The sequence below is a fragment of the Saccharopolyspora shandongensis genome, assembly GCF_900106995.1.
Taxonomy (GTDB): Bacteria; Actinomycetota; Actinomycetes; order Mycobacteriales; family Pseudonocardiaceae; genus Saccharopolyspora; species Saccharopolyspora shandongensis.
In genome coordinates this window covers 1-16,147 of record NZ_FNOK01000032.1, presented here as the reverse complement: position 1 = coordinate 16,147, position 16,147 = coordinate 1, and the positions used below count along the sequence as shown (strand labels likewise).

The 16,147-nt window shown below is 71.3% G+C and carries 13 protein-coding genes; 6 read left to right on the top strand and 7 right to left on the bottom strand.

From position 1 onward, the window contains the following. Positions 1-76: 76 nt before the first annotated feature. From BLW84_RS28085 to BLW84_RS28075, 3 genes are all read right to left on the bottom strand, one after another. Positions 77-1,117 (bottom strand): hemolysin family protein, encoded by a 1,041-nt coding sequence (locus BLW84_RS28085; protein ID WP_093271186.1) that lies wholly within the window; start codon positions 1,115-1,117, stop codon positions 77-79. Continuing rightward, entirely contained in the window at positions 1,114-2,451 is a 1,338-nt protein-coding gene (locus BLW84_RS28080) for a hemolysin family protein (RefSeq protein ID WP_093271184.1), read from the bottom strand. Before BLW84_RS28080 ends, BLW84_RS28085 begins: the two co-directional genes overlap by 4 nt. Positions 2,452-2,633: 182 nt before the next feature. Next, positions 2,634-3,194, bottom strand: a complete 561-nt coding sequence (locus BLW84_RS28075; protein ID WP_093271183.1) for a TIGR03086 family metal-binding protein — start codon at positions 3,192-3,194, stop codon at positions 2,634-2,636. A gap of 220 nt (positions 3,195-3,414) precedes the next feature. On the opposite strand from BLW84_RS28075, the gene BLW84_RS28070 reads away from it, so the two are divergent. Beyond that, positions 3,415-4,890 (top strand): peptide MFS transporter, encoded by a 1,476-nt coding sequence (locus tag BLW84_RS28070; protein ID WP_342743181.1) that lies wholly within the window; start codon positions 3,415-3,417, stop codon positions 4,888-4,890. 48 nt (positions 4,891-4,938) lie between these two features. Here the strand turns inward: BLW84_RS28070 and BLW84_RS28065 are convergent, their stop codons facing one another. The 4 genes from BLW84_RS28065 to BLW84_RS28050 form a co-directional block, all read right to left on the bottom strand. Beyond that, entirely contained in the window at positions 4,939-6,450 is a 1,512-nt protein-coding gene (locus tag BLW84_RS28065; RefSeq protein WP_093271182.1) for an alpha/beta hydrolase, read from the bottom strand. A 103-nt stretch (positions 6,451-6,553) separates the two neighbouring features. Next, positions 6,554-7,933 (bottom strand): pyridoxal phosphate-dependent decarboxylase family protein, encoded by a 1,380-nt coding sequence (locus BLW84_RS28060; RefSeq protein ID WP_093271180.1) that lies wholly within the window; start codon positions 7,931-7,933, stop codon positions 6,554-6,556. A 117-nt stretch (positions 7,934-8,050) separates the two neighbouring features. After that, positions 8,051-10,138, bottom strand: coding sequence for an FUSC family protein (locus BLW84_RS28055; protein WP_093271179.1), 2,088 nt, complete (start codon positions 10,136-10,138; stop codon positions 8,051-8,053). Positions 10,139-10,235: 97 nt separating this feature from the next. Continuing rightward, a complete protein-coding gene (locus BLW84_RS28050) occupies positions 10,236-10,829 on the bottom strand; it encodes a TetR/AcrR family transcriptional regulator (RefSeq protein WP_093271177.1) in 594 nt (197 codons plus the stop codon). 268 nt (positions 10,830-11,097) lie between these two features. On the opposite strand from BLW84_RS28050, the gene egtA reads away from it, so the two are divergent. The 5 genes from egtA to BLW84_RS28025 all read left to right on the top strand — a co-directional run bounded on the left by egtA (position 11,098) and on the right by BLW84_RS28025 (position 15,881). Next, positions 11,098-12,330, top strand: coding sequence for an ergothioneine biosynthesis glutamate--cysteine ligase EgtA (gene egtA / locus BLW84_RS28045; RefSeq protein WP_093271295.1), 1,233 nt, complete (start codon positions 11,098-11,100; stop codon positions 12,328-12,330). A gap of 18 nt (positions 12,331-12,348) precedes the next feature. Next, a complete protein-coding gene (gene egtB, locus BLW84_RS28040; protein WP_093271176.1) occupies positions 12,349-13,686 on the top strand; it encodes an ergothioneine biosynthesis protein EgtB in 1,338 nt (445 codons plus the stop codon). A 3-nt stretch (positions 13,687-13,689) separates the two neighbouring features. After that, positions 13,690-14,451 carry an ergothioneine biosynthesis protein EgtC gene (gene egtC, locus BLW84_RS28035; protein WP_093271174.1) on the top strand — a complete coding sequence of 254 codons (762 nt, stop codon included), beginning with the start codon at positions 13,690-13,692 and terminating at the stop codon, positions 14,449-14,451. After that, positions 14,448-15,419, top strand: a complete 972-nt coding sequence (gene egtD, locus BLW84_RS28030; protein WP_093271173.1) for an L-histidine N(alpha)-methyltransferase — start codon at positions 14,448-14,450, stop codon at positions 15,417-15,419. Before egtC ends, egtD begins: the two co-directional genes overlap by 4 nt. A gap of 120 nt (positions 15,420-15,539) precedes the next feature. Continuing rightward, entirely contained in the window at positions 15,540-15,881 is a 342-nt protein-coding gene (locus tag BLW84_RS28025; RefSeq protein WP_093271171.1) for a hypothetical protein, read from the top strand. The last annotated feature ends 266 nt before the right edge of the window (positions 15,882-16,147 follow it).

Genomic DNA, 16,147 nt, shown 5'->3' with positions numbered 1-16,147 from the left:
GATAAACGGCCAATCGCCACGAGTGCCGAACCGCGTCTTCCGGGCCGCGGCGGCGGCCCGGAAGACGCGCGGCCGGTCAGTGCACGTGGGTGGCGTCGCGGACGGTGCCCACGTACTCCTCGACGAGGTCCTCCATGGCGACGACGCCGACGGGCTCGCCCGTGGTGTCGACGGCCACTGCGAGGTGGCTCCCGGCCCGGCGCAGCGACGTCAGCGCCTCATCGAGCAGGGCGCCCACCGGCACCGTCGGCAGCCGCCGGATGCGGCCGGGCGCGATGGAGGTGGAGGGATCATGCCCGGCCTGGTCGAGCACGTCCTTGACGTGCAGGTAGCCGCGCAGCGCGCCGTCGTCACCCCGCACCGGGAACCGGGAGAACCCGGTCTCGGTCACCACCCGCTCCACATCGCCCAGCGTCGGGCGCTGCGGCAGCGTCGTCAGCTCCGGCAGCGGCACGAGGACGTCGGCGACGGTGTGCTCCACCGACGACAGCGTCTGCGCCAGCCTGCGGTGCTCGGACTGCTCCAGCAGGCCTTCGCGGCGGGATTCCACCAGGAGCTCGGCGAGTTCTGCCGAGGTGTAGGCGGTGTCGAGCTCCTCCTTGGGTTCCACCCGCAGCAGCCGCAGCACGGCGTTGGCCATCATGTTGAACACGGCGATCAGCGGCCGGGCCAGGGTGACGAACCCGACCAGCGGCGGCACCAGCCACAGCGCGAGCCGCTCGGGCTCGGCGATCGCCAGGTTCTTCGGCACCATCTCGCCGACGAGCACGTGCAGGACGACCACGATCGCCAGCGCGATCGCGAACGCCACGGCGTGCATGATCGGCTCGGGGATGCCGAGGGCGGCGAAGGGCACCTCCAGCTGGTGGGCGACGGCGGGTTCGCCCAGCCGCCCCAGGCCCAGCGAGCACAGCGTGATGCCCAGCTGGGCGCTGGTGAGCATCAGCGAGCCCTCCTGGCTCGCCTTGATCACGATCTTGGCCCGGGTCTTGCCCTGGGCCAGCAGCGCCTCCAGCCGGTCCCGACGGGACGACAGCAGCGAGAACTCCGCGCCCACGAAGAACGCGTTGAGCAGCAGCAGCAGGACACCGAGGACGATCGCGAAACCGTCGCTCATCGGACTTCCTCCACGGCCTCGGCGGGCACCGGTCGGCGGGTGAGCCGCAGCTCGGCGATGCGGTGGCGGTCCATCCGCGTGACGGTCAGCCCCCATCCGTCGGGGTCGAGGTGGTCGCCGACCTCGGGGATGCGGCCCAGCCGGGCCAGCACGAAACCGGCGACGGTCTCGTAGTCCCCGTCGGGCACGGCGAACTCGGTGGCCTCGGCGAGTTCGTCCGGGCGCAGCCGCCCGGAGATGATCCAGGCGTCATCGCCGACGCGGCGCACCGCGGCGATCTCACGGCGATCGTGCTCGTCGCGGACGTCGCCGATGATCTCCTCGACGACGTCTTCGAGCGTCACGATGCCCGCGGTGCCGCCGTACTCGTCGACCACCACGGCCAACTGGAGCCCGGACCCGCGCAGCCGGTTCAGCAGGGCGTCGCCGTCCAGCGTCTCCGGCACCGTCGGCACCGGCCGAGCCAGCGAACCCACTGGAGTCGTCGCGCGGCGGGAGGCCGGCACGCCGAACGCCTGCTTGACGTGGACGACACCGTGCACCTCGTCCAGGTCGGCACCGTTCACCGGGAAGCGGGAGAACCCGGTGCGGCGGGCGATGTCGAGCAGGTCCAGCACGCTTTCGTCGGCCGTCAGCGACTCGACGCGCACGCGCGGGGTCATCAGCTCCTCGGCCGTCCGGTCGCCGAAGCGCAGCGACCGGTCCATCAGCTTGGCGGTCGCGGAGTCCAGCGTTCCGTGCTCGGCGCTGGAGCGCACGATCGAGCCGAGCTCGTCGGGCGACCGCGCCGACCGGAGTTCTTCCTGGGGCTCGATGCCGAAGCGGCGCACGACCCAGTTGGCGCTGTTGTTCATGGCGTCGATCAGCCAGCGGAAGACCTGCGAGAATCCGGCGTGGTAGCCGGAAACCGCGCGCGCGGTCGGCAGCGGCCGGGCGATCGCGAGGTTCTTGGGCACCATCTCGCCGAAGACCATCGACAGCGTGGTGGCCAGCAGGATCGCCAGCGTCAGCGACACCGCACCAGCTGCCTCGCCGGGCAGCCCCAGCGCGGTCAGCGCCGGCCGGATCAGCTCACCGATCAGCGGCTCGGCGACGTAACCCGTGATCAGGGTCGTCAGCGTGATCGCGACCTGAGCGCCGGAGAGCTGGAACGACAGCGTCCGGTGCGCCTTCTGCACGGCCCGGGCACGCCGGTCGCCGACCTGGCGGACGTGCGCGTCCACCGTGCTGCGTTCCAGGGATGTCAGCGAGAACTCCGCGGCGACCGCCAATCCGGTGCCTAGCGTGAGGATGCCGACGAATACGAGGCCGAGAACGGCCAGCAGGATCTCCATCACCGATCACCCCGGGTGGGGAAACCGGCCATCAGATTCGGAAAGCCGGGACTATGTCCCGGCTCGGTACTGCCCTCGGGGGATTGTGCCGCAGGCACTGAAGACGTCACTCCTAGACAGGAAATCGGAAAAATACGACGCCAGTATACGGGGTCCGGACCGGTCCGGCCGTGCCAACATCATCACGATCGTCCGAGTAGCGCCAGCAGCTTCGCCTGCTCATCGGCGTCGGCGGCCACCGGGCGCGGCGGGGCGAAGATCCCCATGTCCGCCCAGGCCGGGATCTGCGGCGCGAACACGATGTGCACCGCGGTCACCAGCGCCGGGTCCAGCCGGTCGTCGGCGCCGATGCCGCGGGCCAGGTCCCAGGCGTGCACCGCCAGGTCCAGCGTCATCTGCCAGCCGTAGTCCTGCGCCGGGATCACCCCGCCGGTGACGTTGACCTCGCCGCTGGTCGCGCCGGGTTGGTCCCACGCCCGCCGGGCCGCCGCGGCGGCCTCCCGCCACGCGCCGACCGGGTCGGTGCCGAGGACGTCGCCGTCGAAGCGGTCGCCGACCTCGTCCAGGGTGGCGCCGTCGAGCAGCCAGGGCGCCCACAGCTGCTCGGACACGAGGTGGCCGAGCAGATCCCGGACGCTCCACCGCGTGCACGGCGTCGGCGCGTCCCACTGGTCGTCGCCGATTCGTCCCACTCTCGCGTCGAACTCGGCCATGGCCCTGCGGTGGGCGTCCAGCAGCTGCATGATTTCTCCCGATGAGCGTTGTGAAATCAGTCACGGGGCGTCCGGCGGTGGCGGCGGAATCCCTGGCCACGCGTTCAGTGTGGCCGGTCAGGGACGCCCGTGGCATCCGCAGCGAGGCGGGTTTACGCCCCGGTGGTCTGGGCCACTGGGACGAGACGTAACCTGCCGCAGGTTCGTCGAGCGGCTACCGCCGCCAGGTCACACACGAGAGGACGTGATCGTGACAACACCCACGGTTGCGGACGCACCGCAGAGGGGCTTCTTCGGCCACCCCCGCGGCTTGTCGACGCTGTTCTTCACCGAGATGTGGGAGCGGTTCTCCTACTACGGCATGCGGGCGATCCTCGGGTACTACCTGTACTTCGCGGTCGCCGAGGGCGGCCTGGGGATCCCAGAGTCGACGGCGCTGTCGGTGGTCGGCGTCTACGGCGCCTCCGTCTACATGACCGGCATCCTCGGCGGCTGGCTGGCCGACCGAGTAGTCGGCGCGCAACGTGCGGTGTTCTACGGCGGCTGCGTGATCATGCTCGGCCACATCAGCCTGGCCCTGCCCGGCGGCATCGCCACGGTGGTGCTCGGGCTCGTGCTGCTGGTGATCGGCACCGGGCTGCTGAAGCCGAACATCTCCGGCCTCGTCGGCGGGCTCTACAGCGAGCACGACACGCGCCGCGACGCCGGGTTCTCGATCTACTACATGGGGATCAACCTCGGCGGGTTCCTGGCACCGTTCGTCGTCGGCACCCTCGGCGAGAAGGTCAGCTGGCACGTCGGGTTCGGTGCGGCGGCCGTCGGCATGGCGATCGGCCTGATCCAGTACCAGTTCGGGCGCAAGAACCTGGGCTCGGCCGGGCTGGTTCCGGTCAACCCGCTGCCCGCCGGGCACAAGGGCCGCGTGCTGGGGCGCGCGATCGGCATCGGCCTGGTGTTCATCGTGGTCCTGGTCGGCCTGTCGGTGAGCGGCGTGATGGGCCTCGACGGGCTGGTCAACGTGATCAGCCTGATCTCCGCGGTGCTGCCGGTCATCTACTTCGCGGTGATGCTCTCCAGCAAGCAGATCACCAAGATCGAGCGGGACCGGCTGATCGCCTACATCCCGCTGTTCCTGGCGACCGCGCTGTTCTTCCTGCTCTTCGAGCAGCAGCCGAACTCGCTGGCCAACATCGCCGAGGCGGACACCGACCTGAACATCCTCGGCTTCGTGATCCCGGCCTCGTGGTTCCAGTCCATCAACTCGCTGGCGATCATCGTGCTGGCGCCGCTGATGGCGTTGCTGTGGACGAAGCTGGGGGAGCGGCAGCCGTCGACCCCGCAGAAGTTCGTCGGCGGCCTGTTCTTCGTCGGCGTCTCGTTCCTGTGGGTCGTGGTGTCGAAGTTCGTCGCCGGCGACGGCAAGCACCTGCCGATCATGCTCGCGCTGGTGTTCGTGATCATGACCTTCGGTGAGCTGATGCTCTCGCCGGTCGGCCTGTCGGCCACCACCAAGCTGGCGCCGAAGATCTTCGCCTCCCAGACCATGGGCCTGTACTTCCTGGCCCCGGCGATGGGGCAGGGCCTCGGCGCCCAGGTGGTGAAGCTGTACTCGGTGGACAACCAGCCGGTCTACTTCGGCATCGTCGGCGCGGCCACGATCGGCTGCGCGGTGCTGCTCCTGCTCGGTTCGAAGAGCATCAAGCGCTACATGCACGGCGTGAACTGATGTGAACGAAAAGAGGCCGGCCCCGGTGATCCCGGGGCCGGCCTCTTTTCAGCGCAGGTCGAACGTTCGGGGTTTCGCCGGGGCAGCCGGGTCCGGGTTCGCGTGGCCCGCGACCGCGACGTTCCCGCTCGGCAGCTCTCCTCGGACGAGGTAGTCGGTGCCGATCCGGTCCACCTCGGCGTTGCCGGCCACCGCCCACACGCCGTGCTTGCCCGCGTCCTTCTCGGTGACCAGCACCGACGACGGCAGCGACCGGTGCATCTCCACCGCGCCCGCGTACGGGGTGGCGACGTCGTGCTCCGAGTTGATCACCAGCATCGGCGGCAGCCCCGCGCCGGTGATCTTGAGCGGCTGCTGCCGCGGAGCGTGCCACACCCGGCAGGGCGCGACGGTCCAGCTGTTGTACCAGGCGCCCAGCGGGTGGTCGGCGGCCAGCTCTTCGGAATCCCGCTCCCACTCGCTGCGGCGGCCCGGCCACGGGGCGTCCGCGCACTCCACGGCGTTGTAGATGGCGTTGCTGTTCTCCGCCGCTGCGTCCTTCGCCGACACCCGCGCGACGAGCTTGTGGTCGTCGCCGCGGAGCCGGAAGTCGGCGACCGCCTCGGCGAGGCCTTCCCAGTTGCTCTCGCTGTAGAGGGCGCTGAAGGTGATGTCGGTGAGCTCCGACGGGCCGAGCGCGCCGCGCGCCCCCTTGCGGAGCTCGGCCCGGATGCCGTCCCAGGCGGCCTGGACCTGGCCGCTGTCGGTGCCGAGGTGGAACACCTGGTCGTGCTGGGCAATCCAGTCGAAGTAGCTGCCCAGCCGCCGCTGCGCGGCGATGTCCTGGTTCAGGTTGTTGCGGTACCAGACCTCGGAGGTGTCCGGGTTGACCGCGCTGTCCAGGAGCATCCGGTCCACGCGCTCCGGGAACAGCTGTCCGTACACCGCGCCGAGGTAGGTGCCGTAGGAGTAGCCGAGGTAGCTGATCTTCTGCTCGCCGAGCGCGTCCCGGATCCGGTCCATGTCGCGGGCGTTGGTCGGCGTGTTCAGGTGCGGCAGGTACTTGCCGGCCCGCTGCGCGCACCCGTCGGCGTACTCCTGGGCGCGCTGCCAGTTCTGCTCCCGGGTCTGCGGCGAGTCCGGGTCGGGCAGCGGCTGCCGCCAGTAGGTGGCCGGGTCGACGCAGCTGATCGGGGTGCTGTGCGCCGAGTTGCGGGTGTCGAACCCGATCAGGTCGTAGGCGTCGAGCACCTCGGCGGGCAGCCGGCCGGCCAGCGAGCCCGCGAAGGTCACTCCCGGCCCGCCCGGGCCGCCGGGGTTGATCAGCAGCGCGCCGCGCCGGGCCTCGGGCTTGCGCGCCGGCGACTTCGCGATCAGCAGCTGCAGCTTCTCGCCGTTCGGCGCGGCGTAATCCAGTGGGACGTCGAGGTTGGCGCACTGCAGCTGCGGGTGGGGCTGGCTGACGTCCTGCGGGCACGCGCCGAACCGCAGGCCGGGCGCGGCCTGGGCGGTCGCTCCCGGCGCCGCGGTGCCGGCCAGCACCGCGGCCCCGGCGAGAGCGAGCGCGATCGAACGCTTCACGGGTGTCTCCTCGTGGAGTGGGACCTGGTTCAGGGCGGAGCGTAATCCGTGGCCCGGTTCCACACCCGGCAGCGAAAGTCCGTGTCCCCCGGCCGATTCCGGATCAGCCGGCCCGCAGTGCAGCGGCGATGCGACCGACATCCGCCCCGGTGGTGCGCCAATTGCTGAAGGCCGCGCGCAGACCGGGCGTTCCCTTGTAGACGGTCGGGGTGAGGAACGCTTCGCCGGATCCGGCGACGGAGCGGGCCAGCGCGCCGATCCGCTCCGCGGTGGGATCGTCGGCGAGGGTGAAGCAGACGACGTTGAGGCGCACCGGTGCGAGCAGCCGCAGATGCGGCATCCCGGCGATCCGGTCGCCGAGCTCGCGGGCGAGCGCGATGTCCCGCTCGACTATCTCGCGGTGCCCCTGCCGCCCGTATGCCGCGAGCGTGAACCAGGCCGGCAGGGCGCGCAGGCGGCGCGAGTTCTCCGGCGTGAGGTGGACGAAGTCCGGGTCCTCGGTGATCCGGCCCAGGTACGCGGCCGCGTTCTGGAACACCCGGACCTGCAGGTCTCGGCGCCGGGTGAACTGGATCGCGCTGTCGTAGGGCACGTTGAGCCACTTGTGCAGGTCCGCGCACACCGAGTCGGCCTCGTCGATGCCTGCGACCAGTTCGGTGTGCAGCGGGGACAGCGCGGCGAAGCCCCCGAAGGCGGCGTCGACGTGCAGCCAGAATGGGAAGCGCCGGCGCAGCTCGGCGATCGCCCGCAGGTCGTCGAAGTCGACGGTGTTGACCGTTCCCGCATTGGCCACCACGATCGCGGGCCGCCCGTCGAGCGCGGCGAGTTCCGCGGAAAGCCGATCGACGTCGACCGCTTCCCGCTCCGGCAATGTGGCCACCTCGCGAACGCAACCGCGGCCCAGGCCGAGCATCGAGAGTGCCTTGTAGACACTGGAATGCGGGCTGCCGGAAAGCACTGGGACGTTCCCGAGCGCTGCAACGCCGTCTTGCGCCACGGACACGCCGAGCTGCTCACCGACCCATTCGCGGCCGATCGCCAGCCCGACGAAGTTCGACATCGTCGCGCCGCTGACGAACGCGCCTTCGTGCGCCGTGCCGAGGCCGAACAGCTCGCGCAGCCAGCCGGTCGCTTCGCGTTCCAGGTCCAGCGCCGACGAGTCGCCGCCGGCAGCCGCGTTCTGGTCGAACGTGCTGGTCAGCCAGTCGCCTGCCACGGCAGCCGGGGTTGCGCCACCGGTCACGAACCCGAGGTAGCGGGGCCCCGCGCTGCCGGAGAAGCCCGGCGCCCAGCGGCTCTGGAACCGTTCTAGGGCGGCTTCGGCGCCGACGCCGGAATCGGGCAGCGACTCAGGATTCGGTGGTGCGGGCGGCACGGCGGCCGGCCGGTCCGCGATCCCGGACAGCGCCTCGACGGCGCATCGCCGAGCGATGTCGAGCAGCTCGGGCAGCCGGGCGAGGTCTTCGGAGAGCTTGGGGTGCAATGCGACATCCTTCGTGAGCGTTTGATCCGGTAAGAACCGGAAAACTCACTCACGACCGTAACGAAGCAGGCGCGCCGCGGCGCGGTCCAATCCGGATCGACTGGACTGCCCGGCAGCTCAGGCGGCGGGTTGCTTCTCGGGTGCGGCTGCGGGGAGTTCGCGGGCCAGGTCTTCGACGACCTGGGTCGTGCGGTCCAGCCAGCGGATGGTGCGGTGCAGGGAGGTGGGGCCGTCGGTCAGCGATTCGGCGATGTCGTGCAGCGCGTCGGCCGTGCGGTGCGCCGAGGTGATCGCCGCCTCGAAGCTGACCTGGGCCTCGTCGGTCAGCGACTCCACCGCGTCGGCCAGCGCCCACAGCAGCTCGGCCAGCCGGTTGCGGGTGTCCTCGTCGACCATGTCCACAGTGGAGGACAGCGCGACCGCCAGGTTGCGCACGTAGTAGGCGCAGCCGCTGAGCATCGCCACCGACCGCTGGGCATGGCTGCGCCGGGAGCGCAGCCGGTAGCTGGTCAGCGGCTTCGCGCTGGTGATCACCCGCTGCAGCCCGTCGTCGAGGTCGCGCACCGACTCCTGCAGGCCGGCGACCGTGCCGTGCTCGCTGATCTCGGTGCCGGTGCCGCGCAGGAAGTCCCGCAGCGTCAGCAGGAAGCCCTGGATGTTGGTGCGCACCAGGAAGCGCGTGCGGGTGGGCAGCACGAACACCGCTGCCAGCACGCCCGCCGCCGCGCCGACCGCGGTCTCCCACAGCCGCGTCTCCAGGACGGCCTCGTCGAAGGTGCCGAGCATCCCGTAGAGCGCGCCGAGCAAGGTGGTGATGAAGAACGTCATCACCGCGTAGGAGTAGCCGGCGAAGTAGAAGCCCAGGAACACGCAGGTCAGGATCATGGCGATCTCGGCGGGGGTGTTGCCGGCGATCTGCGCGGCGACCAGGATGCCCGCGACCACGCCGAGCATGGTGCCCGCGGTGCGCTGCCACGCCCGCACCAGCAGCTCGCCGCGGCTGTTGGTGCTGATGAACACGACGAACGCGGTGATCACCGCCCAGTACCACCGGTTCGGCGAGACCAGCTGGCCCAGCATGATCGCCAGCCCGGTCGCGCAGGTCACCTGGATCGCCGTCCGCAGCTCGGGCCGCCGCAACCCGGTCTCGTCGTCCTCGGCCGGTTCCGGTTCGCCGACCGGCTCCGGCGCCGCCTCCTCCCGGCGTTCGCCGCCGAGTTCGCCGGTCGCGTCGGCCAGCTCCGCGAGCCCGGCGCCGAGCCGTCGCACCGCCATCGCGATCTCCACCGAACCCTGCTGCTCGATCCCCTCGGCGACCAGCCGCGTGGCCTCCCGGATCTCCCGAGGCTCGGTGTTGAGCACCGCGAGCAGCGCGGTGATCGCGTGCGGCACGGTGGCGCCGCCGCTGGGGTGGTCGACGAGCCGCATCAGCGGGGTGAGCAGGTTCTCGGCCGCGAGTTCGACGTCGAGGATGCGCTGCCGGAGCAGCTCGCGGCCGGCCTCGTCGAGGTCGTCGAGCTGACCGACGGTGTTCTCCAGCATCAGCGAGGTCTCGTTGAGCCGCACCGAGCGGTTGTGCAGTTCGCGTCGCCGCTGCGTCGAATCAGGGTGCTCGGCGACGTCGCGTACCGCGTGCAGGAGCCCGTGCACCTGGGCCCGCAGCGTGTGGCGGCCGCGTTCGAGCACGCCTTCCGGATCGTCTCGCAGCACGAGGAACCGCATCGCGAACGCGGTCAGCGCTCCGACCACCGCCGCCGCGATCAGCGCGGGCAGCTGCGGCAGCTGGGGGCGCAGGAACATCGCGAAGAAGTAGCCCATGAACGCGACCATCCCCAGCGGGAAGAACCGCGGCCCGAACCGGCGGACGTAGGTGGCGGTGAAGATCACCACCAGGAACAGCAGGCTGTGCGGCAGCGGCCACGGCGAGGTCAGGATCGACAGCAGCAGCGCGAGCACCGCGGGCAGCGGCATCAGCAGGTTGGTGATCTTCTGCTGCCGCCGGTCCGGGTCGTTGATGCCGAGCGAGGAGTTGATCGCCACCACCGCGGCCAGCATGGCCAGCGGCAGCGGCTGCCCCCACCACGCCAGCAGCGGCAGCACCACCACGAGCGAGAGCGCGACCGACAGCGTCACCCGGGCCGCGGTGCGCAGGCGGCGCAGCGCCGGGTCTGAGGCGAGGAAGCGGTTCCACCACTCGCTCCACATGCGCCGCGCGCTCCTTCTGGGTGTGCGCCGAGCCCTGATGGTCCTGCCGAGACTCGGCCGTTCGCGGTAGCGAGATTACCCGGACGGGTCGTGCAGGTCAGCTGCCGCGGTGGCGGCGGACGCTCTCCTCGACGACGTCCAGCACCGCGGGGAGGTGTGCCGCGGGCAGGCCCATCGCCAGGTGGGACACGAGTCCCTCCAGCACCAGTTCCAGGTAGGCGGTCAGCACGTCGACGTCGACGTCGTCGCGGAGGTTCCCGGCGTCGCGCTGCCACTTCAGCCGGGCGCGGGTGGCGGCGGTCAGCTGCTCGGAGCGCTGCGCCCAGCGCGCCCGGAACTCCTCGTCCGTGCGCAGCCGGCGCGACACCTCCAGGCGAGTGCCCAGCCACTCCGCGCCGGGCGCGCTGCTGGTGCCGCCGGCGGGCTCGGCGAGCAGGTCGCGCATCACCTGCACCAGGCCCTGCTCGGCCACCACGTCGGCCATCCGCGTCGCGTCGTCCTCGGCCAGGGCGAGGAACAGCGACTCCTTGTCCTTGAAGTGGTGGAAGATGGCACCCCGGGACAAGCCGGTCGCTTCTTCCAGCCGCCGCACGGTAGCGCCTTCGTAGCCGAAGCGCGCGAAGCACGACCGGGAGCCGTCGAGGATCTGACGGCGCCGGGCGTCGAGGTGGTCTTGGCTGACCCGAGGCATGCTCTGATCGTCCCAGGTGCGGCCGCCACATTGCAATCCGTACGTACGTTTTGCTGCGCATGTCCCACCCGATGGGCGACCTCCGCTCATATGGTCGCCTGGGCCGCCGGAAGCGTTACCGCGCGCGGCGGTACAGATCCGGGAAAAGCGGGCGAGGAAACGGGTTTCCCGTCCGCTAGTACCAGTTCTCCGGATCAAGAACAAGGGTCGCGGGCGTCAGGGGGGAGCGGTAGCGTCGGTAACCGGCCAATTACAGGGGGTGATCAAATTGCCCACTACGACCGACCCCGCAGCCGCCGACTTCCCGGCCTCCCGGGTCCGCACCAGGGCCGAGGCCGAGGCCTACGTCGCGTCGGTGTGCTTCAAGCACGGTCCGCCGCGATTGCTGGGCATCGAGCTCGAATGGACCGTGCACCACTCCGACGATCCGGGCCGAACGCTCGACGCCGCGACGCTGATCGCCGCGCTCGGCCCGCACGCTCCACGCTCCCTAGTCCCGGACAGCCCGAACCGCGAACTGCCCAACGGCTCGGTGCTCACCGTCGAACCCGGCGGCCAGGTCGAGATCTCCAGTCTTCCCACCACGTCCATGCGGTCGCTGTTCAGCGTCGTCGCCGCCGACGCCGAGTACGTCGAGCGGCGGCTGCGCGCCGCCGGCCTGGTGCTCGGCGACCAGGGCACCGATCCGTGGCGATATCCGAACCGGATCCTGCGGGTGCCGCGCTACGCCGCGATGGAAACCGCCTTCGATCGCATCGGCCTGGACGGCCGGTTGATGATGTGCAGCACCGCCGGCGTGCAGGTCTGCCTCGACGCCGGCGAACCGGACCGGGTGGCCGCCCGCTGGGCGGCGCTGCACGCGCTGGGGCCGGTGATGATGGCGACGTTCGCGAACTCGCCGATGCTGTTCGGCGAGCGCACCGGCTGGGTGTCCACCCGCACCCGCGCGCTGCTGCGCACCGATCCGCCGCGCACCCGGCCCGGCTCGATCACCGTCGACCCGGCGGCCAGCTGGGCCAAGCGGGTGCTCGACACCGCGATCGTGTGCCTGCGCCGCGACGGCGGGGACTGGACGGCGCCCAGCGGCATCAGCTTCGCGGAGTGGATCCACGGCGCGCTGCCGCATCCGCCCACCCGCGACGACCTCGACTACCACCTGTCCACGGTGTTCCCGCCGGTCCGGCCGCGCGGCTACTTCGAGGTCCGCTACCTCGACACGCAGCCCGGCCAGGACTGGATGCTGCCCGCGGGCGCGCTGATCGCGCTGTTCCGCGAGGAATCCACTGTGGATGAGGTGCTGGCGATGACGTCCCCGGCGGTCGGCCGGTGGGTGCAGGCCGCGCGGCACGGGCTGCTGGATCCGGCGTTGGCGCGCAGTGCCCGCGACGTGTTCGAGCTGGCGTGCCGGCGCCTGGAGGAGGAGCCGGACGGCCCGGCGGGACTGGCCGGACGGCTGGCCGACTTCGTGGCGCGGCGGCTCGCCGCGCCCGCCGACCGCTGACGAAACCGGAGGTGACCGGTGGAAAGCACGCAAGATCTGGTGGATCTGGGGATCGACGACCTGCGCGCGCACGTGGCCGCGGAACTCGCGCGCAGCCGGCAGCGCAGCGCCGAGCTGACCGGCTCGGTCGACGACGAGGACCTCGTGAAGCAGCATTCGCCGCTGATGTCGCCGCTGGTCTGGGACCTGGCGCACATCGGCAGCCAGGAGGAGTTGTGGCTGGTGCGCGACGTCGGCGGCGCGCCGGCGATCCGCCCCGAGATCGACGACCTCTACGACGCGTTCCAGCACGCCAGGGCCGACCGCCCGCAGCTGCCGCTGCTGGGGCCGGCCGAGGCGCGCGAGTACGTCGCGGCGGTGCGTTCGAAGGTCTTCGACCTGGTCGACCGCGTCCCGCTGGAGGGACGGCGGCTGGTCCAGCAGGCGTTCGCCTTCGGCATGATCGTGCAGCACGAGCAGCAGCACGACGAGACGATGCTGGCCACCCACCAGTTGCGGGACGGGCCGCCGGCCCTCGCCGCCGGGCCGCCACCGTCCGATGTGGACGTGCTGCCGCCCGAGGTGTTCGTGCCCGGCGGGCCGTTCACCATGGGCACCTCCGCGGAACCCTGGGCGCTGGACAACGAACGACCGGCGCACCAGGTCCACGTCGACGACTTCTACCTCGACAGCACCCCGGTCACCAACGGCGCGTACCTGGCGTTCATCGACGCCGGCGGCTACGACGACCCGCGCTGGTGGAGCGACGCGGGTTGGGCACGCCGGCAGCAGGCCGGCCTGCGGGCGCCGCGGTTCTGGTGGCTGGAGGGCGACCGCTGGCTGCGCCGCCGGTTCGGCCACGTCGAGCCGGTGCCGGCGGAGGAGCCGGTGGTGCACGTCAGCTTCCACGAGGCCGAGGCGTACGCGGCGTGGGCGGGGAAGCGGCTGCCCACCGAGGCCGAGTGGGAGAAGGCCGCGCGGTTCGACCCCGCGAGCGGCCGGTCCCGGCGGTACCCGTGGGGCGACGCCGACCCACGTCCCGGGCACGCCAACCTGGGACAGCGGCACCTGCAACCGGCGCCCGCCGGGGCGTATCCGGACGGGGCGGCGCCGTGCGGCGCGCGGCAGCTCATCGGCGACGTCTGGGAGTGGACGTCGACGGACTTCCTGCCGTACCCGGGGTTCTCGGCGTTCCCGTACCGGGAGTACTCCGAGGTGTTCTTCGGGGCCGACTACAAGGTGCTGCGCGGCGGCTCGTTCGGCACCGACGCCGCCGCGTGCCGCGGCACGTTCCGGAACTGGGACTACCCCATCCGGCGGCAGATCTTCGCCGGCTTCAGGTGCGCCCGGACGCCCCGACGCGGGGAGCGCGACTGACCGATGTGCCGGCACGTGGGATACCTGGGGCCAGCCGTGTCGCTGGCGGAACTGCTGCTCGAACCGGCCCATTCGCTGCTGGAGCAGACGTGGGCGCCCAACGACATGCGCGGCGGCGGCACGATCAACGCCGACGGCTTCGGCGTCGGCTGGTACCGGCCGGACGGCGCGGTGGCCCGCTACCGGGCCGCCGTTCCGATGTGGACGGACGAATCGTTCCGGCAGACGGCCGCGGACGTGCGCAGCGGCGCGGTGGTCGCGGCGGTCCGCTCGGCGACCGTCGGCATGCCGGTGACGCCGGGCGCGTGCGCGCCGTTCACCGATGACACCTGGCTGTTCAGCCACAACGGCCGGATCACCGGCTGGCCGGATTCGCTGGCGAAGCTCGCGACCCGGCTGGAGGTCGTCGACCTGCTGACGCTGGAGGCGGCCACCGACTCGGCGCTGCTGTGGGCGCTGCTGCGGCAGCGGCTGGCAGGCGGCGAGGAGCCGGACCAGGCGGTGCGGGATCTGGTGTGCGAGGTCGTCGCCGCCGCCCCGGATTCGCGACTGAACCTGCTGCTTTCCGACGGCGCCAGGCTGATCGCCACCACCTGGACGCACGCGCTGTGGGTGCGCCGGACGGAGACGTCGGTGGCGGTGGCGTCGGAGCCGTTCGGCCCGGCGGCCGGGTGGGTGGAGGTCCCGGACCGGTGCCTGCTCGTCGCGGACACCGCGGATGCGCGGGTGACGTCGTTGTCGGAGTTGTCGATGGGGGAGCGATGAGCGAGCCGGAACTTCTCGTCCGATTCACCGAGGAAGACGCGGCCCGGGCGCTGCGCAACGATGCCCGGGATGGACTGACCGACAGCCCGAAGTGGTTGTCGCCCAAGTGGTTCTACGACGCGACCGGCAGCGACCTCTTCGAGCGGATCACGACCCTGCCGGAGTACTACCAGACCCGCGCCGAGCAGCAGATCCTGCAGCGGCGCGCGCTGGAGATCGCCGAGGTCACCGGCGCGGCCACCCTGGTCGAGCTCGGGTCCGGGTCATCGGAGAAGACGAGGCTGCTGCTGGACGCGCTGCGCAAGACCGACACGCTGGAGCGGTTCGTGCCGCTGGACGTGTCCGGCTCGGCGCTGCGCGCCGCCGTGGAGTCCATCGCGCTGGACTACCCGGAGCTCCGGGTGCACGGTGTCGTCGACGACTTCACCAGCGGCCTGTCCGCACTGGACGCGGGGGCGGGCCGGCTGGTCGCCTTCCTGGGCGGCACGATCGGGAACCTGCTGCCGGCCGAGCGCGCGGGCTTCTTCGCCGCGGTGCGCGCGGCGCTGCGGCCGGGCGAGTGGCTGCTGCTGGGCACCGACCTGGTGAAGGATCCCGGGCGGCTGGTGCGCGCCTACGACGACGCGCGGGGCGTGACCGCGGAGTTCAACCGCAACGTGCTGCGGGTGCTCAACCGGGAACTCGGTGCCGACTTCGCACCCGAGCGGTTCCGGCACGTGGCGCGGTGGAACGCCGAGCAGGAGTGGATCGAGATGCGGCTGCGGGCCGACCGGCCGATGCATGTCCGGCTGCCGGAGCTGGGGCTGGGCGTGGACTTCGCCGAGGGCGAGGAGATCCGCACCGAGATCTCGGCGAAGTTCCGGCACGACCGGGTCCGCGACGAGCTGGCGGTGGCCGGCTTCGAACTGCGCCACTGGTGGCTGGACGACGCCGAGGACTTCGCGCTGTCGCTGGCCGTGGCGAGGTAGAGCCGATCAGTGAATTGGGCGGTGATCACCCCACCGGCGGGTGATCACGGTGGCGCGTGCGGGCGGGACCAAGAGGATTGCGGTGTCAGCGTCCGATTTTCCCAGAAAGGGACGGTTTCGATGCGTCTACGCGCAACTTTCGCCGCCGCACTCGGTGCGGCCGGTCTGCTGCTGTCGCTGCCCGGTTCTGCGCTCGCGGCGGACGGCGAATTCAGCTACTGGGTCGAGGGGACCAACGCGTACCACCAGCGCGCGCTCCTGGACCCGGCCGGGCGGTTCTGCCACCGGCTCGACCTGCCGAACCCGGCGGCCCCGGCCTACGGGGTGCGCAACAACACCGACGCAACGGCGATCGTCTTCCTGGACGAGAACTGCTCCAGCAACGTGTACTACTACGTCCTGCGGCCGGGGCAGCAGGCCCCGCGCGACGTCGCGGTGCGTTCCGTGACCTTCTCGCGCTGATCGTCGCAGCCGACCGCACCCGCCCGGCCTCCGGGCGGGTGCGGTTCTGCTATCCGGAGCCGAGGCGTGGTGTCGCCGGGCTGCCGGGAGTGCTGAGGCAGCCCATGCAAGGCATGCCCGCCGGTTGCGCGGACACCTCAGCGACGTTCGCCGGCCTCCGCAATTTCAATGAGGTTTTTCCAACCTCAGTTTGCGTGGCGGTGCGGGTAGCGGAACCTCAGAGGCTCCCTGGTCTGTGGGTGCCCCTCCTGATGTATGTCCAATAC